Origin of the sequence: Candidatus Koribacter versatilis Ellin345, from assembly GCF_000014005.1 — a bacterium.
Taxonomy (GTDB): Bacteria; Acidobacteriota; Terriglobia; order Terriglobales; family Acidobacteriaceae; genus Korobacter; species Korobacter versatilis_A.
On the sequence record NC_008009.1, the window covers coordinates 2,523,251 to 2,545,755 of the forward strand.

The 22,505-nt window shown below is 58.6% G+C and carries 20 protein-coding genes; 7 read left to right on the forward strand and 13 right to left on the reverse strand.

Annotated elements, in window-relative coordinates; genetic code table 11:
• Position 1: 1 nt before the first annotated feature.
• Positions 2 to 2,686: a beta-glucosidase gene (locus ACID345_RS10865; RefSeq protein WP_011522912.1), complete on the reverse strand. Its 2,685-nt coding sequence runs from the start codon at positions 2,684 to 2,686 to the stop codon at positions 2 to 4.
• 267 nt (positions 2,687 to 2,953) lie between these two features.
• On the opposite strand from ACID345_RS10865, the gene ACID345_RS10870 reads away from it, so the two are divergent.
• Together ACID345_RS10870 and ACID345_RS10875 are read left to right on the forward strand one after the other, a co-directional pair.
• Entirely contained in the window at positions 2,954 to 3,232 is a 279-nt protein-coding gene (locus tag ACID345_RS10870; protein WP_011522913.1) for a hypothetical protein, read from the forward strand.
• Between the two features lie 89 nt (positions 3,233 to 3,321).
• Positions 3,322 to 3,606 (forward strand): hypothetical protein, encoded by a 285-nt coding sequence (locus ACID345_RS10875; protein WP_148210080.1) that lies wholly within the window; start codon positions 3,322 to 3,324, stop codon positions 3,604 to 3,606.
• A gap of 174 nt (positions 3,607 to 3,780) precedes the next feature.
• Here the strand turns inward: ACID345_RS10875 and ACID345_RS27505 are convergent, their stop codons facing one another.
• From ACID345_RS27505 to ACID345_RS10890, 3 genes are all read right to left on the reverse strand, one after another.
• Entirely contained in the window at positions 3,781 to 4,458 is a 678-nt protein-coding gene (locus ACID345_RS27505; RefSeq protein ID WP_041855626.1) for an energy transducer TonB, read from the reverse strand.
• Positions 4,459 to 4,555: 97 nt separating this feature from the next.
• Complete coding sequence (locus ACID345_RS10885) at positions 4,556 to 4,825, reverse strand: hypothetical protein (RefSeq protein WP_011522916.1); 270 nt, start codon at positions 4,823 to 4,825, stop codon at positions 4,556 to 4,558.
• A gap of 135 nt (positions 4,826 to 4,960) precedes the next feature.
• Complete coding sequence (locus tag ACID345_RS10890) at positions 4,961 to 5,509, reverse strand: hypothetical protein (RefSeq protein WP_148210081.1); 549 nt, start codon at positions 5,507 to 5,509, stop codon at positions 4,961 to 4,963.
• Between the two features lie 894 nt (positions 5,510 to 6,403).
• Between ACID345_RS10890 and ACID345_RS10895 the strand changes: the two genes are divergently transcribed.
• Positions 6,404 to 7,201 carry a hypothetical protein gene (locus ACID345_RS10895; RefSeq protein WP_011522917.1) on the forward strand — a complete coding sequence of 266 codons (798 nt, stop codon included), beginning with the start codon at positions 6,404 to 6,406 and terminating at the stop codon, positions 7,199 to 7,201.
• Positions 7,202 to 7,304: 103 nt separating this feature from the next.
• Here ACID345_RS10895 and ACID345_RS10900 read toward each other — a convergent pair whose 3' ends face one another.
• Entirely contained in the window at positions 7,305 to 9,251 is a 1,947-nt protein-coding gene (locus ACID345_RS10900) for an alpha/beta hydrolase family protein (RefSeq protein ID WP_011522918.1), read from the reverse strand.
• 102 nt (positions 9,252 to 9,353) lie between these two features.
• On the opposite strand from ACID345_RS10900, the gene ACID345_RS10905 reads away from it, so the two are divergent.
• Complete coding sequence (locus tag ACID345_RS10905; RefSeq protein ID WP_011522919.1) at positions 9,354 to 10,073, forward strand: RNA methyltransferase; 720 nt, start codon at positions 9,354 to 9,356, stop codon at positions 10,071 to 10,073.
• On the opposite strand, the gene speB is transcribed toward ACID345_RS10905, so the two are convergent.
• Positions 10,070 to 10,861, reverse strand: a complete 792-nt coding sequence (gene speB / locus ACID345_RS10910) for an agmatinase (protein WP_011522920.1) — start codon at positions 10,859 to 10,861, stop codon at positions 10,070 to 10,072. The genes ACID345_RS10905 and speB overlap by 4 nt on opposite strands.
• 7 nt (positions 10,862 to 10,868) lie before the next feature.
• Positions 10,869 to 11,486: a YkgJ family cysteine cluster protein gene (locus tag ACID345_RS10915; RefSeq protein WP_011522921.1), complete on the reverse strand. Its 618-nt coding sequence runs from the start codon at positions 11,484 to 11,486 to the stop codon at positions 10,869 to 10,871.
• Positions 11,487 to 11,590: 104 nt separating this feature from the next.
• Here ACID345_RS10915 and ACID345_RS10920 point away from each other — a divergent pair, with 104 nt between their 5' ends.
• Positions 11,591 to 13,192, forward strand: a complete 1,602-nt coding sequence (locus ACID345_RS10920; RefSeq protein WP_011522922.1) for a hypothetical protein — start codon at positions 11,591 to 11,593, stop codon at positions 13,190 to 13,192.
• Here ACID345_RS10920 and ACID345_RS10925 read toward each other — a convergent pair whose 3' ends face one another.
• Complete coding sequence (locus ACID345_RS10925; protein ID WP_011522923.1) at positions 13,193 to 13,669, reverse strand: carboxymuconolactone decarboxylase family protein; 477 nt, start codon at positions 13,667 to 13,669, stop codon at positions 13,193 to 13,195.
• Positions 13,670 to 13,751: 82 nt separating this feature from the next.
• A complete protein-coding gene (locus tag ACID345_RS10930) occupies positions 13,752 to 15,026 on the reverse strand; it encodes an MFS transporter (RefSeq protein WP_011522924.1) in 1,275 nt (424 codons plus the stop codon).
• A 91-nt stretch (positions 15,027 to 15,117) separates the two neighbouring features.
• Here ACID345_RS10930 and ACID345_RS10935 point away from each other — a divergent pair, with 91 nt between their 5' ends.
• A complete protein-coding gene (locus tag ACID345_RS10935) occupies positions 15,118 to 16,392 on the forward strand; it encodes a TonB family protein (RefSeq protein ID WP_011522925.1) in 1,275 nt (424 codons plus the stop codon).
• 53 nt (positions 16,393 to 16,445) lie between these two features.
• Here the strand turns inward: ACID345_RS10935 and ACID345_RS25415 are convergent, their stop codons facing one another.
• Complete coding sequence (locus ACID345_RS25415; RefSeq protein WP_049761861.1) at positions 16,446 to 16,877, reverse strand: hypothetical protein; 432 nt, start codon at positions 16,875 to 16,877, stop codon at positions 16,446 to 16,448.
• Between the two features lie 226 nt (positions 16,878 to 17,103).
• On the opposite strand from ACID345_RS25415, the gene ACID345_RS10940 reads away from it, so the two are divergent.
• Positions 17,104 to 17,850, forward strand: coding sequence for a YebC/PmpR family DNA-binding transcriptional regulator (locus ACID345_RS10940; protein WP_011522927.1), 747 nt, complete (start codon positions 17,104 to 17,106; stop codon positions 17,848 to 17,850).
• Between the two features lie 89 nt (positions 17,851 to 17,939).
• On the opposite strand, the gene ACID345_RS10945 is transcribed toward ACID345_RS10940, so the two are convergent.
• The 3 genes from ACID345_RS10945 to ACID345_RS10955 form a co-directional block, all read right to left on the reverse strand.
• Positions 17,940 to 18,437, reverse strand: coding sequence for a GNAT family N-acetyltransferase (locus ACID345_RS10945; RefSeq protein ID WP_011522928.1), 498 nt, complete (start codon positions 18,435 to 18,437; stop codon positions 17,940 to 17,942).
• A gap of 86 nt (positions 18,438 to 18,523) precedes the next feature.
• Positions 18,524 to 20,599: an alkaline phosphatase family protein gene (locus ACID345_RS10950; protein WP_011522929.1), complete on the reverse strand. Its 2,076-nt coding sequence runs from the start codon at positions 20,597 to 20,599 to the stop codon at positions 18,524 to 18,526.
• 154 nt (positions 20,600 to 20,753) lie between these two features.
• A complete protein-coding gene (locus tag ACID345_RS10955) occupies positions 20,754 to 22,502 on the reverse strand; it encodes a multicopper oxidase family protein (RefSeq protein ID WP_011522930.1) in 1,749 nt (582 codons plus the stop codon).
• Between the last annotated feature and the right edge of the window lie 3 nt (positions 22,503 to 22,505).

The window sequence follows — 22,505 nt, forward strand, 5'->3', positions numbered from 1 at the left end:
CTTATTCTACGGGCTGCTTCAGCGGCAACGCCCGCGACGACCCGCCCACGCTCAGCGTGCGCGACGCCGTCAGCGTCACCCACTTCTGGTCTTTCGTGGACCAGTACTGCAACTGCCGCTCCGGCACGTGCAGCGAGACCGTCTGCGACTTGCCCGCCCCGATCTGCACGCGATCGAACGCCACGAGTTTGCGAACCGGGAACTGCGCATCCTGCGGCCCAGACCCCGGCGCTCCGAGATAAACCTGCGGCACTTCGTCCGAGTCCACACCACCCGTGTTCTTGATGGTGAGCGACACATCCAAACCGCCGTCTGCCGCTTTCGCGATCTTCAGCCCGGAGTATTCGAACGTCGTGTAGCTCAGTCCGTGCCCGAACGCGAAGAGCGGTTCGACGTTTTCTTTATCGAACCAACGATACCCAAGATGCACGCCCTCGCTGTAGGTCGTCTTGTGGCCCACACCTTTTTTGCTGCGCTCGGGAAAACGCGGATTCGTCGCCGCATAATCCGTCAGCTTCTTCGCCCAGGTCACTGGCAGCCGTCCGGCAGGGCTGGTCTTGCCGAGTAGGATGTTCGCCGTTGCCCAGCCGCCTTCATCGCCGGGCCACCACATTTCAAGTACAGCTTTAACTTTATCCACCCACGGCAACGCAACCGGCTGGCTGGTATTCAGCACCACGACCGTATTTGGATTCACCGCCGCAATCTCTTCGACAAGCTTGTCCTGATCGCCAGGCAGCCCAAACACCGGTTCTAGACGCGTCCACACAAACACCACGGCGGTCTTCGCTTTCTTCGCCGCCGCGATTGCCGCATCGTGATCGGCCTGGCGCTGCTGCGGCGTGTACCAGTTCAGTCGCATCTGCACCGGCGCCTTCGACGTATCGTCCGACGTCGTGATCTCCACCTTGTGCGCACCCGCCGTCAAATCCACCGCGCGACGCACGTTGTCCAAACCATCCGGCGTAGGAATCACGTTGTCCTGGTTCGCCTGCAGGATGTCGCCATGCACGCCGCCCTGGAACGCGCCGGTCGCAGAGAGCTTCTTGCCATCGAGATTAATAACCGCATTCGCTCCCAGCGCCTGTAGATAGATCCAATAATTCCCCGCAGCCGGAACGTTGATCTCACCCGTCCACTTGACGATGGAATTTGCCGCCAGTGCTTTGCCGTTTTTCTTCGTGAAGTCGAGTTGTGCGTCGGTTTGCTGCTTATCGCCCGTAGTACGGAGCAGGCCGGGTTTGCCATCGTGCGTAAGCATCGCCGCAGGAATCGTCGTGCCGGTCATGTCGTCGGCGACGGCGAATTGAATGTTCTTGCCGCTAATCTTCTTCATCGCTGCCAGCGGACCAATCTGCCTCTCCGGCAATCCCACGCTGCGTTCGCCATTGATGCCGATCGCATCCACCTGGGCCGCCGTCGGCCCAATCAGCACCACGCTATCGAGGTCCTTCAGCGGCAGCGCCGCGCCATCGTTCTTCAACAGCACCGCAGAATCTTCGCCCGTCTTCTCGATGATCTTCGCGTTGGCTTCAATCGCCTGCGTAGTGACGTCGTGCTTCGACTGTCCATCCATGTAGCCAAAGTGCACAATCTCGTACAACACGCGTCCCGCAGCGCGCGTGATTGCGGCCTCGGTTACGGTGCCATCGGCAAGAGCTTCTTTCAGTTTCTTCGGATCCAGCTTCGTCCCAAAGTCGCCGAGATCGCCGGGCTGCTTTGCGGGCTCTTCGGGAATATGGTTGCCGAACATGTTGTCGTTGTCTTCAATCATCGCGCTCAGCTTCGACATATCCGGCGCAGCCGGCACCGGCTTCAGATCGAAGAAGGAGGGAAGTGAGAACGGCGCATTCTCCGCCGGCTCGCCAGGCATCTCCATATCGAGACCGGCGTTGATGAAGTTGACTGCGTGGGTCGCGCCCCAGTCGGAAGTGACAAAGCCCTTAAAGCCAATCTGGTCGCGCAGAATGGTCGTAAGCGAATCTTTGTTGCCGCACGCAAACGTCCCATTCAGCCGGTTGTACGAGCACATAATCGACGACACATCGGCCTTCACCGCCGCGTCGAATGGCGCCACATACACCTCGTGCAGCGTCTGATCGTCAATGTAGGTGCTGGTCCCGTCCGAGTCGTAGCCCACGTAGTGCTTCACCTGCGCCATCACGTGTTGCGACTGGATGCCCTTGATCTCCGCCGCGCCCATCACGCTCGTCAAGTACGGATCTTCGCCGAAGGTGTTGTACCCGCGCCCGAACTCGAGGTCGCGGTCGATATTCACAAACGGCTGCAAGCTCACATCAATCCCCAGCGCGCGGTCCTCGCGCCCGATGACCAGCCCGTTGGCTTCCGCATCTTTTTCGCTGAAGGTCGCAGCCACCCCCATGGTCGCCGTCTCCGCCTGCGACGGATGCCGCGTCAGCACCCCCGGCGGCCCATCGGCAAGGCGCAGCCCGGGAATCCCAAGCCGCGGCACGCCCGCCAGGTACCCAGCCTGCCCCTGGTAAACCTTGGGATCTTCCTGCGTCCCATGGATCAGCGTGATCTTCTCTTCGAGCGTCATCTGGCTCAGCAGCTTGTCCACGCGCTTGTCGCCCGTAACCACGGGCGCATCCTGCGCGACCGCAAGCGTTGCCCCCGCCAATAACGCGCACCCAACTGCCAGTTTCCATCCCTGTGTTCGACCCATTGTGCGACTCCTGTAAAAACCGTGGGAGAGTGTGCCGCAACTTCGCGAAACAGTGTATGCGCCTGTTGCAATTTGGTGAATCGGTTTGTGGAAAGGCAGGGAGAAGGAAGATGACGGCGCCGCTGCGCCTGAATCGTACATCGCGAAACGATGTAAATTCTGTCATCCTGAGCGGAGCGTGCGAAGCGCGCGCAGTCGAAGGACCCCTATCGCCACCCCTTTCACAGGCACCCACACTTTCGCCCTTTATTCGCCTATACTGAATCCATGGGATTAGACATCGGCGGCTACGAAACCCAACCCGACTGGCCCCGGATGGGCCCCTCATTCCTCATCGCCACCTGCCTCATCGTCGCCATCCGCACCGCCCGCTGGTCCGCCACCGACGACTCCACCACCCGCGACCTCAACCTCGATCACGAAATCACTTTCGCCGCCACCCTCACCGCCCGCGTCTTCGCCCACCTCCTCCGCCACCACCCCACCATCTTCCCCTCAACCCAAAAACCCTGGTACAAGCCCGACGGCGAAGACCAGCCGAAGTAAAGTTTGCGTTGTATCAGGGCAGCGCTTCAGCGCTGCCGACCTGATGTTTTCCTGGCATTTTCCTGTCACGAGTGTTCGTGGTGGATAAGGTGTCGCAAGAGGCAAAGGCCACGAACAATGGCAACAGATCCTCCGAGACAAGTTCGGAGCACCACACCGCGCCGGTGGTAATGACTGCGTTTTCCCACGACTGTCCGAGCGTGACCTTTACGACCGAGAAGGAAGCGGCGGATTACATCCTACAAACGCAGGTGGGAGGATATGTTCTGGCGAGCCCTAAAGGAGATGTGCTCTACATCTCGCCTGCCAAGACGCTGAAGAACATGGTCAAAGATATGTGCAAGTACATCTCATCTGCACGAGCCCCGAAATAACGAGGTAGCCTCGTCGTGGGAGAGAGAAAAGCCCTCTCTCCGGCGGGGCCAGCACTGAAAAGCGTCGGTAGATGCGGAGGGCTATAATGGGCCACCTATTCCAGACCCGGGCTGACAAGCCTTCCGCGGTCGAGAGTTCTCACAGTTACTTGTGATAAGGGGATTTATCGCCAACTAATTCGACTTCTGACTTCTTTTCAAGCGATCACACGTCGCGAACGGTTCGCGCAGTTCGTGGCCGCACTTCCACAAGCCGAGGCACTTGGGCGACCGAACTGGGTAGTAGTAGTAGTCCTCGCCACCCCAGTGCGATCCGCAAGGCCACGCGTACAGACACTTGGGCGACCGGACTCGAACCGAACTGAAATAGGGAATCACCAGCCGTGCATACGTCAGGATCGAAATGTTTTGCCCAGCTCGCGAGACAGTGTCTGGGTCTTGCTTGCATGGAAAATTCGGCCCCGTGGAGTCACTGGCTTGGAACGAGTATGTCAGGGTGTAATCGTTTTGGTCGCCACTACAGGCTCTACATGTATATCGCGATTCCCTGGCACTTTTGACGGCTGCCTCGGAGAGCATTGGATGCCCTTTCACAACGTTTGTGGATATGACCGTGCCGTCTTTGTTCACCGTCACGGTAATCACGACATCGCCGAAGACTCTGGCCTGTTTAGCTAGCGCAGGGTATGCAGGCTCGGAAAAGACGGCGATTTCCACCGCAGTTGGGTGATTCCCTGACGTCTGTTGTGCGGTTGCATTGCCATTTGCAACACCGAGAGCCAAAAGCCCGGAGAGCAGCGAGAGGTACAGTTTCACGGATACCCCATAGAACGCTTGAACGGCCACCGCCATATTGCTGCTGATAACAGGGCTTACCGCCACCTATTTTGGCCCCCGCCGATTACTTGCGGTATGGCGATTTCCCGAGAGCAACTTCGGACAAACCCGATCAGACATCGGGGTTGTGCTCTTTATTTGCTTTTCGCAGCAGATAGAAGCAACAGAGAACAACCGCTCCAACGCCAATCCAGAAGCTAGGCCCAATCGCTCCAAGCACGCCTTGGGCTTCACCCGCCCAATGATGTTTAGCCCACGGCACCGTCACGACTAGAGACAGGAAGAATGCGGGGACGAAGGCGAGCACACCAATCAGAATTGCCCTCATACGTGCGAGCCACAGCCCGCGACGCGTGCTTTTAGATTCGATCAGTGTGACCATTAATTGTTTTCACCGGCAACCAATCGACTGTACCTGTTGAGGCTCGCCAGTTTCCAAATTACCGCTGTTAACAGGCCTTACCACTCGCTATTTTCCCACGCCGGGATTACTTGCGATACGGCGATTTATCGCCAACTATCGAGAGACCTCAAAGAGCCACCTGCCTGAAAATTCGTTTGCGTCGAGGCTCTCCGTCTCAGGGTGCGCACGAAGTCTCAACTGCTCGCGGACGCCGATTTTCAAATTTCCCATGCCCAACGCAGCATCTCCAAGCCTCGCTTCAAATCGTCGCATTCTTCGCCCCGTGGATGAAAAGTGCATCATGACTTCGAGTGGTTCAGCCCATTGCGTCCAAATCTTGCTAACCAGACCACAAACTGCAAAACCACGAACCGTGACGACCTGCGAGCTACTCGTCACGACCTCTCGCGGAATGATGTAGTCAACCCAGTGGTCTTGATTCCATCCCGCATGGCTCTCCATCAAACCTTCCAAGATCCAAGCTGCCCCACTACAAATTTTGCGAAGGTGCAACTGTTCGTGCGCTCGTTTTGCGGCAATTTGAGCACGCACATAGAGCTGGACTTCGATTGCAACATGTCTCCGAATATTCATTCTGAAAGCGCAGATTCCGCGCTGAATCCGCTGTTTCGTTCCGCATCCCAAGATGACTGTTGATAACATCTCTAACGAAGTCGGCTTCGTCAACCCCTTATTAGAGAGGTTTTGATTTTACTTTGACAGACTACGGCGTGTGCGCCGTAGTCTGCGCTTTTGCGGCGGGTGGCCCGTCCTACCATTTCGAGATTTTTGGGTGCCCCATTCTAGCGATTCACGCTTTTGGTGAATCGTTAGGGTGGGGCTTTTATCAAACGCCAGAAACACGAAGCCCGTAGTCAACCGGGGCTCTAAAACGAAATCCAGCGGGGGAAAACCGGGGACAGGAAAACCGGGAAGGAAAACCAGGGGAAAACCGGGGACAGACCGGACGTTTCCTAGTTTTCGCTCCCGCATCGGTGTAGCATGCTGGTGTTTGGCGAACTGGGTATCTACTGGTAACGCTTATGAACCCCGGGTGGCTCCCGGGGTTTAGTCATTTTGGACAAGGCCGGGCGCCCCATGTCTCGCGATTTTCGAGACGTGGGAAACCACGAACCTCCGTCCCGAACAAACACTCCCAACTCCCCATCCCCCTCCGTATCTCTGTGCCTCTGTGTTGAATAGGATCTAATCCCAAACCACTCTCAAAATTTCACCCCCAAAACTCTAAAAAATCCCCCTCCAAACGCAGTTCCCAGCGTCTCAAACGCGTTTTATCCCCCTTTTTCCCCCAATTTTCACCCTCTAATCACACCCATCCGTGCTCCCAATCACATCCCGCTACGACCAAATCGTGTAACGTCTCTCTCGCAACACGATCTTTGAAATCCCCAACCCTCCGTGTCTCCGCGTCTCCGTGGTAGATGTAACTCCTACGGACAGAGGAATTTACCTATAACTCCTACGCCGAGAGGAATTTGCAGAGATTGCATAGCCTAAGCTGCTGAAAACACAAGAGGGTGGGGAGGGGGTACACCCATGAAGTTCCAGGAATGTCAGCACGTTCTATCCGACGGCGATACCTGCCGCGCACCACGCCTGCGCCATGAGCAGTTCTGCTATTTCCACGTCGCCACCCGCGACCGCGTCAAGCGCCAGCAGCGCGCCGCCGCCCGCCGTCTCCCGCTCCAGGTCCCCGTCCTCGAAGATCCCTGGACCGTCCAGCTCGCCCTCGGCGACATCGTCAATGCCATGCTCAACGATCGCATCGACCACAAAAAAGCCGCGCTCGCCCTCTACGCGCTGCAAACCGCTTCCGCCAACATGAAAAACCTCAGCAATCTCGGACGCCCCCAGTCCTACGCCGAGTACACTCCCGAGCTCCAGGCCTCCATGCCCGAAGACGTGGTCGCCGAAACAATCCGCGAAGAAGTTGCATGCGAAGAGGAGCCGATCTCGCAGCCGGCCGCCGTTCAGGAACCAACTCCGGAAGCGCGCCCCGAGATGCCACACTCTCCAAGCGTCGAATCCGTCCCGAGGAAACTGCGCAAACACAAAATTCCTCCCAAGAAACCCGTCGCATCCATCAAGCCGCCCCGCTACCGCACTCCGCTCGACCGCATCCGCGAGTTCGAAGTTGCCGCGAAAAAAGAGGAGATCTGGGCCGTCAAGCAATACACCAAGGCCTACAAGGAAGGACGCGCCGAGCCGCTCCAGTGGGCCATCGACGAAGCCCTCGAGGCCCCCAGGCAACTTCAGGAAGATCGCGACTTCGTCGATACCGAAATGGCTGCGCTCCGGAATCGTATGAAGAACAACCGTCGCCGCCGCGCCTGACGGTTACATCGCGATACGATATAAATCTTGTCATCCTGAGCGAAGCAGCGCGAAGCGCTGCGCAGTCGAAGGACCCCTGTCCTCGCGAAGAATTTTCGGAGCGCTACTTCACCTTCGCAAACCACTCTTCAAACCACGCAGCGGTTCGCACCGCGTAGTCACGACGGTCCGCAGGTTTTCCGATCGCGTGCCCTTCGTTCGGATACACCACGAGCGTCGTCGGAACGTTGAACGTCTTCAGCGCATGCCACCACTCGACCGACTGTTCCATCGGCACTTCGCCGTCGCGATCGCCGACGAGAATCAGCGTTGGCGTTTTTACTTGCTTCACGAAGTGCATGGGATCGCTCTTCAGATAAACCGCAGGATCGTCGTACACCGATGCGCCGAAGAAGGGAATCATCCACTCGTCGATATCGTTGAGACCGTAATAGCTCAGCCAGTGCGAAAGGCCTGCGCCTGAAACCGCTGCGGCGAAGCGCGTGGTTTGCGACTCTGCCCACATCGTCATGTAGCCACCGTAACTGTGTCCGGTGATGCCGACGCGCTTGGTATCAATCGGATATTCCTTGGCGAGCGCATCAATCGCGGAGACGATATCGTGATAATCGCCGCCGCCGAAATCCTTCACGTTGGCGCGGGTGAACGCTTCGCCCTGACCGTAGCTGCCGCGCGGATTCGGACAGAGAACGTAGTACCCCATCAGCGAGAGCGGCGCAGCGTAGTGCACATCCCAACTGTTCTTACACGAGGCCGACGGACCGCCGTGAACACTGATGACCAGCGGATATTTCTCGCCCTGCTTCACTTCCTTCGGTGCGGTGAGCCAGCCCTGGATGCGCTGTGTGCCGTTCATCCAGTGCACGCTATTGCTCTTGCCCCACGTCGCTTGCGCCTCCTCGTTCACCGAGGTCAACTTGGTCCACTTGCCGATCGCGCCCACCCAGATCTCGGGAGCTTCCGACTTGGACTGACGGACGATCGCGCTCAGTGCGCCGTCGGCTGAGAACGAGCCGCCGATGGTTCCCGAAGTGCTTGCATCCGATACTTCGTCCGGACCTTGCCACAGCTTCGCGATCTCGCCGCTGGCGTTGACGGTCCCGAAGCCCGATTCGCCGTCTACGTTCTGCCCGAAGAGAATGTGCCCGTCCTTGGTCCAGCGCAGAGAAGCAGGCGAAGTCTTGATGCCAGGCGTGAGATTGCGCGCCTCTCCGCCGCCGATTGGAACGATATAGATGTCGCCGCCGACTACATCTTCGTCGCTCATCAGGCTCTCGATGAACACGACCGTCTTGCCGTCGGGCGAAACCCGCGGCATCGCGAGCTGGAGCTTCGGCGCATAGATCTCATGCAGTTCGCCGGTTGCCGCATCGCCGCGGTAGAGACGCGCGATCCACCAGTTGTTGTCACCGGAGCCATGCGCCGCGATCGCCGCCCAGCCGCTGCCATCGGGAAGCCAGTCGTACTCGTAGATGTAGACGTCTGCAGGCGTGACCTGCTTGATCGCCTTGCTCGCGACGTCGATCGTAGTAATGCGCTGCTCGTAGACCTTCTCGTCAATCACGCCCGCTAACGGCGTCATCGGCTGCAGCGGTCCCGCCACGCGCGGCAGGTCCTCGATGAACAGGAGTGCGAGTTTGCTGCCATCGGGCGAGAAGCGCGGGGTTTGCACGTAACCCTTGAGCGAGGCAATGCTCTTTGCGGCGCCACCGTTATAGAGATAGATATCGGACTGCGGGACGTCGCTATCGAGATCGCCGATGATGGCGAGTTGGCGGCTGTCGTTGCTCCAAGCGACTTCGCGGGCCTGCTGTTTGCTGCGCAGCGGGATCGAGCGGGAATCGCCGCCCGATGCCGACGAAACGGTAAGCTGGCCCTCGACGATGGCTGCCACCTGTTGACCGTCGGGCGAGATGGCGACCTGGTCAATGCGCTTGGTTTTAGGGATCGAGTCCACAACCGCCGCAGCGTGAGTAAGGTCTTGCTGGGCGGAAGCCGTTATGACGAACGTGGCGAGAAGGGCAGTGATGATGGCGGAACGAACGCGCATGTTGTTGGTGTCCCCGAAAAGCCGAGCGGTAATGCAGAGAAGGGTACCAGAAGAGGCAGGAATGTTGTTTGGCAGGCGGCAATTGTCTAGAGTGGGACGGCAATGACCGCGGACATCCTCAATCGGCTCTACGTTGTGCTGGTGGCGACACGCAATCCCCTGAACATCGGGGCAGCCGCGCGGGCAATGAGCAACTTCGGCGTGATGCACCTGCGGGTGGTGAATCCGTTCGATCCATCCTTCCGCGAGGCACAATCGGCGGTTGGCGCGGAGGAACTCCTGCGTAACGCGGAGCAGTTTGGCAGCGTCGCCGAGGCCGTGGCGGATTGCTCGCTTGTAGTAGGAACGACCGCAGCGCGCGATCGGGAGTTGCAGCATCCGATGCACGCTTTGACGCAGGCGGCGCCGCTGATACGTGAGCACTCCGGCAAGGTGGCGGTACTCTTCGGCTCGGAGAAGCGGGGCCTATCGAACGAAGACCTGAGCCACTGCCATTGGCTCATGCACATACCCACGCGCACGGAACATCTGTCTATGAACCTTGGACAGGCGGTGGCGGTGTGCATGTACGAGATTGCGCGGACGAGTTCGACGATCGCTGACATGGAACAACGGCGCGCGACGGCGGGGGATTTGGAGGGGCTCACCCAAACGCTGCTGGAGACGCTCACAGCGAGTGAGTATCTCAAGGGTAGCGCGGTCGATGCCTCCGAAGAGAAGCTGCGTCGTTTGGTGCGACGCCTGAATTTGGACGAGGCAGACGCCGAGACGCTGCTCGCGATGTTACGCAAAATCAACCGGAAGCTGAAGCGCGAGACTTAGATTCGATTGCGCGACATCGCAGCGGCGAGTTCCTTCACGACTTTCGCGGCGACCATGGCAGTGACATCGTTGAGGTCGCGCGTCGGGTTAAGTTCCACGACATCGGTAGCGACAATGGGCGCGTTGATCGATTGGATTGCGTTGAGGAGTTCTCGCGTCGAGAGACCGCCTGGCTCGTGATGCGACACGCCCGGCGCGAAGGCGGGATCGAGCACGTCGAGGTCGACAGAAATGTATACGGGCCCTTCGACTGCGGGGAGCTGGCTCTTCCAGTTGCGGGCTTCGTAAGTTTCAACGTTGAATTTTGCGGCTTGCTCACGTTGGTGTACGTTGGCGGTACGAATGCCGATCTGGATGAGCCGCTTGGCGTGATCGCCTTCCATGATGCGTGCGAACGGGCAGGCGTGCGAGAAGCGGTCGCCTTCGAATTCATCGTACAGATCGGGATGAGCATCGAAGTGGACGATGGTGAGCGGGCCGTGTTTCTTCGCGACGGCACTGACCGACGGAAAGCTAATGGAGTGATCGCCGCCGAGGACGAGAACTTGCGCGAATTCATCCACGCTCTTCGCGACGAAGGTCTCGATTTCGCTAATGGGATCTTTGCTGAAGCCTCGTAGATCACCGCAGTCTTCCAGCATCAGGCTCGTATCACGACCGTCTTCGGACCATGAGTTGGCGCTGTCGCTGGCGAGAGCGCGACGGATGGCGGCAGGAGCTTCGGCAGGGCCGCGCAGGAAAGAAGATTTTTCGTCGTAAGCGATGCCTAGCAGAGCGATCGGATTCATCGTTGCGTCAGTCCTTATTAAGAGCAAACGCGACGATTGTATAGCGGGTGGTTCCTTCTTGTTTTTCCACTTCAGCTAGCAGCTTCGTTTCGAGTCCGTCGGGGTCGGGGACCATCTCACAGCGGACAATCTCTTCTTGGGGTGCGTCCTGGAAGCAGAGTTCGCAGACGCCAAGGCCGCCGCGGTCATCGCGGACGGGCGGACCGAAGACGCGGCAGGTCATGGGGCGGTACTCATAAAGATCGCAGGTACCGGTCGTGGGATCGAGGGCCGGGCAGGGTTCGTCATTGCCGAAGTCTTCAAACGCGGCCTCGGCCTCCTCGGTTTTGTCGAGCAGGCCAGTTTCGGGGTCGCCCGGAAATTCTGCGGATAAACGCTCAACGGCTTCGTGCGCTCGCTGTTCAACCCGCGCGGCACGCTTGGGATCGTTGACCCTTAGCTTCGCCAAGCCTTCTTGCAACCGTGCAGCGTCGAGCAGATGGATCTCGAAAACACCGTGGCAACACTGGGTGCATCCCGGGCGGCATGCCAGCCAAGGGCCACTACGCGCGCTAGCGTCGGCAAGAGCGGTGTCGACGATCTGAACCAGTTGCGTGTCGGCCGCGGGGCGAGGGACGTGGGGCATGAATCAACGATATACGCTGACGAGTGCCCCCGCCCACCCGGTAGCTCAGTTCTCTATAGCGCAAGTAGAAACTCGATGTAAGAATCTGGGGCAAGGAGAGTGCCTTGCAACAATTCAGGAAGATTCTCGCTCTTGTAGTGCTTGCGAGCGCGGCGACCTTTGTTCTCGCGCAGGATGAAAGCCTGGGCGACGCAGCGCGCAAAGTTCGCGACAACAAGAAAGATGATGTCCAGGTGAACAAGGACGACGCCAAGGAACTCTTCCAGTCGATGAACAAGATCATGACGTTTGCCAGCGCGGACAGCGGCTTCGGGCGGCGGACCGCGGTGAACCACAAGATGCTGGGGCGTCCAGACGTGGAAAAGCATTTCAACGACAGCCTGCAGGAGGAAGTGAAGAAGCAAAGGCTGGCGGAGTCGCAGGTTGTGCTGCAAAAGTTTGGTCTTTTGCCGGGCGATTTCAACCTGGAAACTTTCCTTGAGAAGAACACAGCGAAAGCGCTCGGTGGATTTTACGATCCGCGCGACAAGACGATGTATCTCCTGAACTGGATCCCACTCGATCGGCAGAAGGACATCATGGCGCATGAGTTGACCCATGCGCTGCAGGACCAGAATTACAACATCATGAAGTTCGAGGGTTGGGACCCGAAGCAGGCGGACGCGAGCACCGTGAAGATGTCTGTGGACGACGAGGATGGTGAGCGGCAGACGACGCGGCGTGCGGTGATAGAGGGGCAAGCCGAAGTCGTACATTACGATTACATCCTGCAGCCCTACAGCCTGAGCTTGTCAGATGGATCCGGCGCTCTGGAATTGATCCAGGACGCGATTCGGATGAGCTACGACAACGCAGTTGTATTCAAAATCGCACCCAGGCTGCTCCGCGACACATCATTCTTTCCATATCGTGAAGGGTTCAACTTTGAACTCGAACTGTTGAAGAAGGGCGGACGAAGCATGGCCTTTTCGACCCCGTATTCGCGCCCGCCGCACGGTACGCACGAAGTGCTTCAGCCTGAGACGTACATGAGTGGAACCCATGTGGCGCCGGTGAAGATTCCAGACCTGTCGTCATATCTCGGAAGCGCGTACGAGGCCTACGACTCAGGTTCGATGGGCGAGCTCGATGTCCAAGTAATGGCGCAGGAATTCGGCATTGAGAACGATGTCTATACGGTGGCGCGGAAGTGGAACGGAGGAGCGTACCTCGCTCTGAAGAAGACATCGCATCCCAAAGATCAGCCGATGACAACCTCGGACCTGGCGCTGGTGTACCTGTCGAAATGGGGCACTGAAAAGGCCGCCACGCGCATGGCCCAGATTTATCTCGACGCGCTCGGTAAGCGGGTGCAGATCACGGAAGCGCCGACCATCACCACGCATGATTGCGAAGCCGCCAAGTGTCCGACCGCGCTGTGGGAGGCGCACCTGAAGACGGCGGACGGGCCGGTGAACCTGGAGGTATGGCCGAAGGCGACCCTACTGATCACCGAATCGCTGGACGATGACATGGTGTCGAAGCTACGGGTTCCGCTGCTCGCGCCCCCGACGAAGAAGGGTGCGGCGGCTCAGGTTAAAACGCCTTACGGAACGGACGAGTTGGCAATGCGTCTTTACGATGACTCTCGCTTCGCAGATTTGGCAGAAAGCGTGGCCGCGGAGATTGCAGCCCACGCCGCCGAACGGCTACAGAAAATACATTGATTACGGCACAGCTTTTTGGAGTTGGGCCGGTTGGTAGGTTCCGGCTTCAGCGCGGAAAGCGATAGCGAAACGGTTCCAGGAATTGATTTGGTTGATTGCATAAGTAAGGTTGACGAGCTCCTCTTCCGAAAAGAACTTGCGCGTTTCTTCGAAGACGGAGTCGGGGACGTGTCCCTGCTGGACATTGGTGACGGCCTCGGTCCAGGCGAGCGCCGCGCGTTCGCGGTCCGTGTAATACGGAGCTTCACGCCAGGCATTCAGTCCATAAAGGCGCTGCTCGGTTTCGCCGGCGGCGCGGGCGTCTTTGCTATGCATGTCGAGGCAGAAAGCGCAGCCATTCATCTGCGAAGCACGCATTTTTACGAGTTCCATTAACGACGCCTCCAGGCCGCTATGGTGCTTAAGGTAGGCCTCACTCTGGTACATCAGTCGCAGGGCATCTTTGGCGTAAGAGTCGTAGGGAAGGCGGGATTTCATGGAAGAGACCTCCGAAGGGTTGGATATGTCGCGAAAGATCGAGTCGCAGATTTTTTGTCGAGGGTCGGCTCGTATTCGAAGTTTAATCTTTCTTTAATCCGACTGCTCCCCACAGCAGCCACGGGACGGCGATGATCAGGCCCGTGCAAAAGAGAACTGTATTCAGAGCGACTCCGCGATCGAGAGCGTACCCGGCGGCAAAGGACGTGGCCGCGAGCGTGATGGTGCAGCATGCAAGTTCGGCGGAGAAAAGACGGCCCCGGAACTTGTCTTCGCTCATCAGTTGGAGAAGCGTGGTGGAGAACACCCAGACGACCGCGCTGCCGGCGTGCGACCCAATGATTTCGAGATAAGCAATCCACGCGGTATGCGTGAAGGCCAAGGCCCAGTAACCCGCAGCTGAAGCAAGGAACCCGAGGAAGATGCCGTAGCGCAGGCGTCGGAAATTCTGTTGAGCCCATGGTGCGCCAAGTGCCGGCCCGAGGGCAGAACCGAGTCCGCGGGCGGCCATAAGCGCGCTGATCCCGGCCAGGGCTGCTTTCTCAGTCGTGAATCCGGCACGGAAGATCGGAAATACCTGCCTGCCGAGAATCGGGAAGAGCACCCAACTTGCTCCGCTCAGACCCATGCCGGCTTTCACAAGAACGGTAGTCAGCATGCGTGGCTGGCGAGCGATGTAGCGGAAGCCGTCCAACATGGGCGCAAAGTTGATCGCATCGCGTAGTCGGATGTGTTCAAGACCTTGAAGGTGCGGTTCCTGGAATTTCATCCCGGCGATTAACCATGCTGAGACGAGGAACGTCATTACATCGAGAGTGATGGTAAGGTCCCGGCCTAGCCATACGGCCGCGATGCCACCGAGCGCGGCGCCGAGAAACAGGTTTACAGACCAGGTCGTCGAGCTGACGGTGTTGGCGACGATCACATCTTCTTCGCTCACAACATTGGGAATCACGGAATTACGCGCCGGTTCGAACAAGCCCCACATCACGGTTTCAATAAAGAGAAGGGGATAGATCATCCAGACCTGGCTGGCGGAGCGAATGAAGAGAACGCAACTAATGATCAGGAATCGCGCGATGTCGGTGAAGACCATCACTCGTTTGCGGCTGAAGTGATCGTTGATAACGCCTGCGATGGGTCCGGTGAGCGCCTGCGGAAGCACCTGCAGTACGAACGCGATGCCGAGGACCTCCGCGCGCCCAGTGAATTCCAGCAGCATCGCGTAAAGCGCGACCATGTAGAACCAGTCGCCGGTCTCGCTCACGACTTGCGCGATCCAGAGACGACGGAAGTTGCGGTTGTTGCGCAACAGTCGCCAGTACGACCGCATGGAGATGGACGTGGGACCGGGCATTGCGACGAATGTATCACCCGAAAGAGGCAGTTACTGCGGTCATCAGGAAAGCGTCTGTACGGCGCGAGGACTCTGGAATAAGATTCGCGGTATGAACAAGGGAAAACTTACTTTCGCGACGCTGGCACTGCTGGCGTGTCTGGCGATCCCTTGCTACGCGCAGCAAACCACGCAGCAGCAAGACGACGAAGAAGAAGCCCCGCCGCCCAAGCCGCGACCTGCTCCAAAAGATGCGGGCTTTGGTGCTCCTGAAACCGTTGCTCCGACGCCGAGTTCGCATCAGCAGCAGGACACAACTTTCAACGCGCCGGAAACGGCAGGGCCGAATGGATCTCGACCTGGGGAACGGCAGACGAACTTCACTACGCCGGAGATGGTGAGTCCGGACGAACTGCCGGCCAAGCGAGGCGCGAGCGAGACGAGTTCGTCGGGGGCAAATCCGCTGATGGGTGCGGCGCGGGCACGATTGATCCAGGTGCGCAACGCGACGGACATTCGCGGCAAGAGCGCGCAGCCGTTCCGCATGCACGCGGTCTTCAGTGGAATGAGCGATTCGGCGTTGGCTTCTGGAGGGACCTACACCGAACTCTGGCTGTCTAACACCCGTTGGCGGCGTGAGGCGGTCGTGGGCCAGGTGCACGTGATTGAATCGCGCGACGGCAATAAGTTCTATCGTCAAATTGTGGGACGCGAGTATGCGCCGCGCGTGCTCGATGACTTGCTGGACGCGCTGTATCTCACGTTTCCCGTGCTGGGAGTCTCGAGCTTTGTCGAGGCCGATTGGCAACAGGGAACAGTTTTGTACGCGGGCACTTCTGCGCTGCGAATCTCGACTGGGCTGAGTGCCGGCGGACCGTCGGCGGACGCACGCGCGTTTTGGCTCAATACCGATAGCGTCCTGATCGCCGCTTATCGTGCTGGAACCGTTGTCGAGTATGCAGACTACGACGCGTGGAACGGAAAGCAGGTCGCGCGCCACATAAACGTGAAAGAGAACGGCGTGAAGGTCGCCGGAATTTGGATTGATCAACTCGATACAGCTCCGGCGGAAACGGGGAGCCAGTTCGCCCTCGATGGCGCAACGGCGATTCCGGTGAACGATGGCGGATACGACGGGCCGTACTTTGTGGCCCCGCATCCTGTACACCAGGTCTCACCGAAAGACCCGCCGGCAGGAACGGGGACGATCACGATTACGGTGAATCTCGATCAGCACGGCCATGTGCGCAACGCGAAGCTGAAGCAGGGAATCAACGACGCACTGGATGCCGCGGCGCTAAAAGCCGCGACGCAATGGGAGTTTTCGCCGGCACTGACAAAAGGCCGACCAACGCCGAGTGAGGCGACGGTGGAGTTTACGTTCTAAGGCCGACAAGAAAAAGCCCCGCACGGGGCGGGGCTTGGATCGCGAATCGCGGTTTACTGGTTCGAACAGCTGCTGGAGACCATCTTCGCCGAGGTCACGTTCAGCGTTTGGTTGCCGCTCGAGCCGGAGGCGCTCGACGGAGTGGAGCTCGTGCTCGATGTCGAACCGCTCGATGAGCCTGACGACGCCGATGCGGTCGTGCCGACTACCTGGATCTCATGGCCCACATGTGCGCTCAGAGAAGACGTCGGGCCGCTCAGGTTGTAGGTGGTGCCGGTTGCTTTGTCTTTGATGGTGTAGGCGCCGGCGGAGCCTGACAGGCAGCCGTCAACGGTGGTGGCGGCACCTGCCGAGCTGGAACTGGACGACGGAGCGCCCGCGGACTGGCCGGAAGGACTGGCTGAGGATGGTGTGCTGCTACTCTGCGCCACGGCCCACAGGCCGGAGCACATCAGGGCGACTGCAGTGAGAATCAACTTCCGCATATTTTGGCTCCTTTGAACTTTTTGCTCATGTAGCGATACGAAGTGGCGGAGTGGACTGCTCCACACATGACAAGACGGTATGAGGCGAAAGTGGGTTGTCCGCGGTAAGGTTAGGAATGAGAGCAGGATCTGCGTGTTATAATTCCGTTTTGGCTCCAGCGCAAAGGGCAGTGTTGTGCCTTCGCCCGCGCGGAGACCAAATCATTCATACCTAAGGGGTTCCGCCATGTCTGGCCACTCTAAATGGGCCACAATCAAGCACAAGAAGGGCGCACTTGACGCGAAGCGCGGCAAGATCTTCACGCGCCTGATCAAAGAAATTACCATGGCTGCCAAGCAGGGCGGGGATGCCGAAAAGAACCCGCGCTTGCGTAGCGCCGTCGCCGCTGCAAAAGCCGAGAACATGCCGGCCGATAACATCAAGCGCGCCATCCAGCGCGGCACCGGTGAAATCGAAGGCGTGAACTACGAAGAAATCACCTTCGAGGGCTACGGTCCTGGAGGGGTTGCGATCCTGGTGGAAGTCACAACCGATAACCGCAACCGCACGGTCAGCGAAATCCGCCACGCCTTCGGCAAGAACGGCGGGAACATGGGCGAGGCCGGTTCCGTGGCGTGGATGTTCGCGAAGAAGGGTTCCATCGTCATCGCCAAGGCTGCGGCGAAGGAAGACGACCTGATGAACCTGGTGCTGGAAAACGGCGCCGACGATCTGAAGGACGACGGCGACAACTGGGAAATTCTCTGCGACCCGAACGCCTACGAAGGCGTGCTCGAGGCGGTGAAAAAGGCGGGCATCACGCCGGAAGTAGCCGAGATCGGGATGATTCCGCAGAACTATATCAAGCTGGAAGGAAACCAGGTCAACACCATGGTGCGTCTGCTGGAAGCGCTGGAAGACGGCGACGACGTACAGCATGTGTACTCGAACGTGGACTTCGACCAGGCACAGCTTGAGCAGGTTGCGGGATAGCTAAAAAGCGATACTTGAAGGCTGCCTTCGGGCGGCCTTTGTTATTTGTCCGAAGCGCAGTCACCACAGAGACGCAGAGGCACAGAGGATTAGGAAATCTTGAGGCAGCGTCGCTCCATCAGCACCGTGTCGCGCCAGACTCCGTTGAGGCAGCCGATCCGTTCGCGCCGCCCGACGATCCGAAAGCCGCAGCCTTCATGAAGTCGGATGCTGGCAGTGTTTTCCGGAAAGATCCCGGCTTGCAGCGTCCAGAAACCAGCAGTTTCGGATGCAGTGATCAGCGCGTGGAGAAGTTGTAGGCCGACGCCTTTGCCGCGTGCGCTCTCAGCGACGTACACGCTGACTTCGCCTACGCCCGCATAAACAGCGCGTTGCGAGACGCGGCTGAGGGCGGCCCAACCGACAATCTCATCGCCTATGCGCGCGACCAGACGACACGACTCAACGTGTCCGGCACTCCACTTCTCCCATGTAGGCGCTTCGGTTTCGAACGTGGCGTTTCCGGTCGCGATGCCTTCTGCGTAAATCCTGCGAACCGCTGCCCAATCTGCGGAGAGCATCGGCGCGATGACGATTTCTGAGCCCATCTTGTGATTATAGGAAGGGAAGTCGTTAGGCAAAACAAGAGGCCGGAGAATATCCGGCCCGTTGTTTTGCCTCTTTTCTGCGGTCGTCATCGTCCGCGGCCGAAGTCGAACAGCTCAAACATATCGCTGATCGCAGGACCGTTGACGGGAACGTACGGGTTGTCCCACTCAGCTTTCGGGTTGGGGAAGTTGTCGCGGCTCCGCTTCGTCACTGGCTGCAGCTTCCAGTTGCGCTCGATGAACTTGAGGATCGAGACGTGGTCGGCGTAGTCGTGAGCGATGTGGCCGCCGGTCGAATACTTCGAGACCACGAGCATTGGGATGCGGGTGCCGTCGCCAAAATAATCGAGCGGCTGGATGAAGCCGGAGTCGTAGTAGCCGCCGCCTTCATCGAAGGTGATGAAGATTGCGGTGTCCTTCCAAACCTCGGGGTTCGACTTCACTGCGTCCACAATTTTCTTGGTGAAGCCTTCAAACAAGTTCAGTTTCGACGAAGCGGGATGGCCATCTACCAGGCCGCTCGGCTTTACGAACGACACGGCCGGAAGCGAGTTGTTCTGAATGTCGTGGTAAAGGTCCGTGGTGTCCTTCATGTGTGCGTTGCGGACCTTCGCATCGGCCATGATCGAGGTGTCGTACTGGAACGGGTTGCAGATGTTGCAGTATTCGTCGGTGTTCGTGCCGATCGCGCCGTAATTCAACTGGTAAGGATCGGGCACATAGTTGTTCCACTGGTCGCCGTAATACTTCCACGAGACCTTCTTGTCGCTCATCTCGTCGCCGATGCTGCGCACCTCGGACGGCGGGATCGTGAACACCGTGTTGTTCGCGTTGGTGTCGGTGTAGGCATTGTTGCCGTTGCCGAAGTAGCCCGGGTTGTAGTTGTTCAGCAGGTAATAGTGGCCCTTCTCGCAATTTGCCTTCACCGGACGCTTAAGCGAATGAAGATAGGTCACGACTTCCGCTACGCCCGGCTGGCTGAGGTCCGCACAGTCACTATACGAGCCACCGCCGTACGATGGCGAGCCGAAGGAACCGCCGCCGTAGCCATCTTCGGTGTACCAGTTGTTGGTGCCCGGAGCCGGATTCGGGTTCTCAATTTGATCTACGATCCCCGCACTCGGAGTGCCGCTCGCGACTTCCTGGTTGTGCGGCGGTTTCGCAGCGTGCCCCTTGCCATCGCTGAAGAAGATCATGTCGCCGTGGCCAAGCATAATGTGGTTCGCACCAGTGCCGCCCTGGACGGACTGATGGAAGTTGTCGCTCATCGCATACTGGTCAGCGAGCTTCTTGAAGTAAGGAGCATCACCTTGCAGCATGTTGTAGAAGCCCATCGCGGTCGAGCCTTCGCCCGTGGTCACCGCGCCGGGAGCATAGTCGGTGCTGAAGTTGGAAGGCTGCGCAATGCCGTTCGCGCCGGCTCCCACCGTCGTTTCCACCCACGGGAAGAGTTTCGAGTTACAGCCCGAAGGATTGGATTTTGTCGCACGCTTCGCGCTGCAATTCAGCTGCTGCCACATCTGGTAGAAGCGGTGCACTGGGCTGGCCGCGTAGGCGTTGTAGTCCAATGTGCTGCTGTTGGTGAGCTGGAACGGCCCTGGAGGAAGGTTGTTCACGTTGGTAATGCGCGTATCGGGTGTCCGCGATGTCAGTCCCGTTCCGCCGGAGATTAGGTACTGGTAATAGTCGGAGGGCAGTCCGTTCTCCGACTGCTGCGCCAGCGTGAGGCTGTCGCCCGGGATCGGAGAGTCTTTTGCGCCTCCCACGAGGGGAGCGGGCATTACATTTCCGGGGAACGAGGTTTTGGGTGGGCTCAGAAGAAAGGCATCGGGAGCAGCGTCACTGGCTGCCTTTTGCTCAGCGAGTTTGAACTTCGGTCCGGGTGTTCCGTCGGCGTTGATGATGCCTTGAGAGAGCAGGTTCCAAACACTCTCGCCGCGTTTGGGGATGTAGGTGGCAAAGACGTGATCGAAGGTACGGTTTTCACCGATGATGACGATCACATGCTTGATGGGGGTGCGCGTATCCGCATCTTTCGTCGAACGATTGTCTTCGACGACGCCTGCGAAGCTTGAGCCGACTGCGAACTGGAACATTGCGAGCGTTACAAGTCCAGTGCGCATGCTGCGCAGAGCTCGTGATGCGATCTGCTTGAGAGACATGCCATCCTCCTAAAACTCGGGGCAGAAACCCCGGTAGAGGAGTGATAAACGCCGCTCATTGCAGTCTGGTTTCTCGTCCGTGAACGCCAGAAGAATCGCGAGTGAATATACACACGCCAAATGTAGTGGAAGGTAAACCCTTAGTACTCTGGTGCTACCGCGCCACACCTTTTGGTGCGTCTAAGGCCGCTTTTGACGGGGTATTTCTCGTAGTCTCGCTCGGCACAACTTGAATCGTTGCCATCATTCCGCGATCTTCATGCTCGAGGAGATGGCAATGAAACGCGAATGTTCCCACGATGTTCGGATCGCGAAAATCCATGCGAATGCGAATGCTGGGATACGACAGTGTGTGTCCGTTGAAATACGGCACGTTTACGATGTCGCGCAGGAACGGCTCGTTCACGGTCTTGCCGTCGTAATCAAGCAGCATGAAATGCAACTGGTGAATGTGGAACGCGTGAAGTTCAGAGGAGCGGTTCTCGATGATCCAGTCTTCGACAGTGCCTTGCGTCACGGTGACATCGGGCTGCTTGGAGTTTGGATCGAAGGCGCGTGGCGTGTGGCCTTCCTCCGTAATGTAGAACTCACTGGCGCTCGCGGGATTGTTAGGGTCGTCGAGCTTTTCCGAAAAGTAGAACTTGCGGACCTGCGTCGGCGCCACGCTGCCGAGCCATGGTTGTTTGGGGGCCGGAAGCGGTTGCGGCGCAGCATCTAGCTTTACGCGCGGCTCGGGCGCATCGGCTGAAGATCGAATGATCGCCAGCGGCCGATTGGGATCGTTCTCGCCGCCTGGGCCTGTGTCCACAGTATGTGTGACGAAGGCCTCGCTGACGCCAGCCTCCGGCGCTTCGACGATGAACTCAGCCCGGCTTCCGGGCGGCAATCCGATGTGAGTTTGCCAATCGACAAAGTCGGCAGGACCTCCGTTAAGATTCAGGGGCACTCCATCAATCGCGATCAATCCCACGCGCTGCGCTGCGCGGTTACGCAAAATCGAGAGATTGAGATAGGTGATCGCCGAAGCGTTGAGCACTCGCCAAAGCTGGCGTTCCCCCGGCTTCATGAGAATGGTTGCTGGTTCGTAGTTCGGGTAAGGCACCGTGACGAAGTTGATCGAGAGATCTTTGGCGGGCTTGCCGAAGCCGGTGCCGGTATTCACCGCATCGCCATCGTTGTCGAGCAGGAATTTCGGAATCACCGGTTCCGATTTCGCGGACGGTGCATTGGGATTGACCAGATCCTGGTCGCGAATCACGAAGACTCGCTCGGGTAGTCCCGCCACAGCGCGATCGGCACGCTCAGTGCCTTCCACAATCAATGCGCCCGAGGCCCCACCCAGCAGTTCGACGCGGCTGAAGCCGTGCACGTGCGGGTGATACCAGTAGAGCCCGGGAGGCTCGTCGTCGGGAATGCGAAAGCTGTAATCGAAGACCGGATCACCGGGGTGGATCAGTGTCTGCAGCACCTCATCCTGGTGGCACGTGGGCGGGATGGTCAGCCCATGAAAATGGAGATTCGTGGTCACCGGCGTCATTGCCCCTCCGGTACAAGGACCGGTCGAGGCGGAGGCATGGTGCTGGTGTGGCGATGTTTTATCCGGCGTGATGTTCGTCAGTTCGTTCTTCAGATGGATGGTAACCAGATCGCCGGGCTTCACGCGCAGTGTGGGCGACTCGTTGCCGCTGGCATCGATGAAGCAGTACCGCGCGGAGCCGTTGGTGGCAGCAGCGTTGCGTGCCGTCAGAGTCAATTCAAGAACGCCGTTATGGCTAAAGAGATCAGGCGGCTCCTGCACCACGCTACCTAGCGCGGGACGAGGGCAGGCCTCGGTGGCAGCACGAGCCAGCGCGGGATAGAGAAGGAATGTGAAGGCGAAAAGGGAAGACAGCCAACGGAACATCGG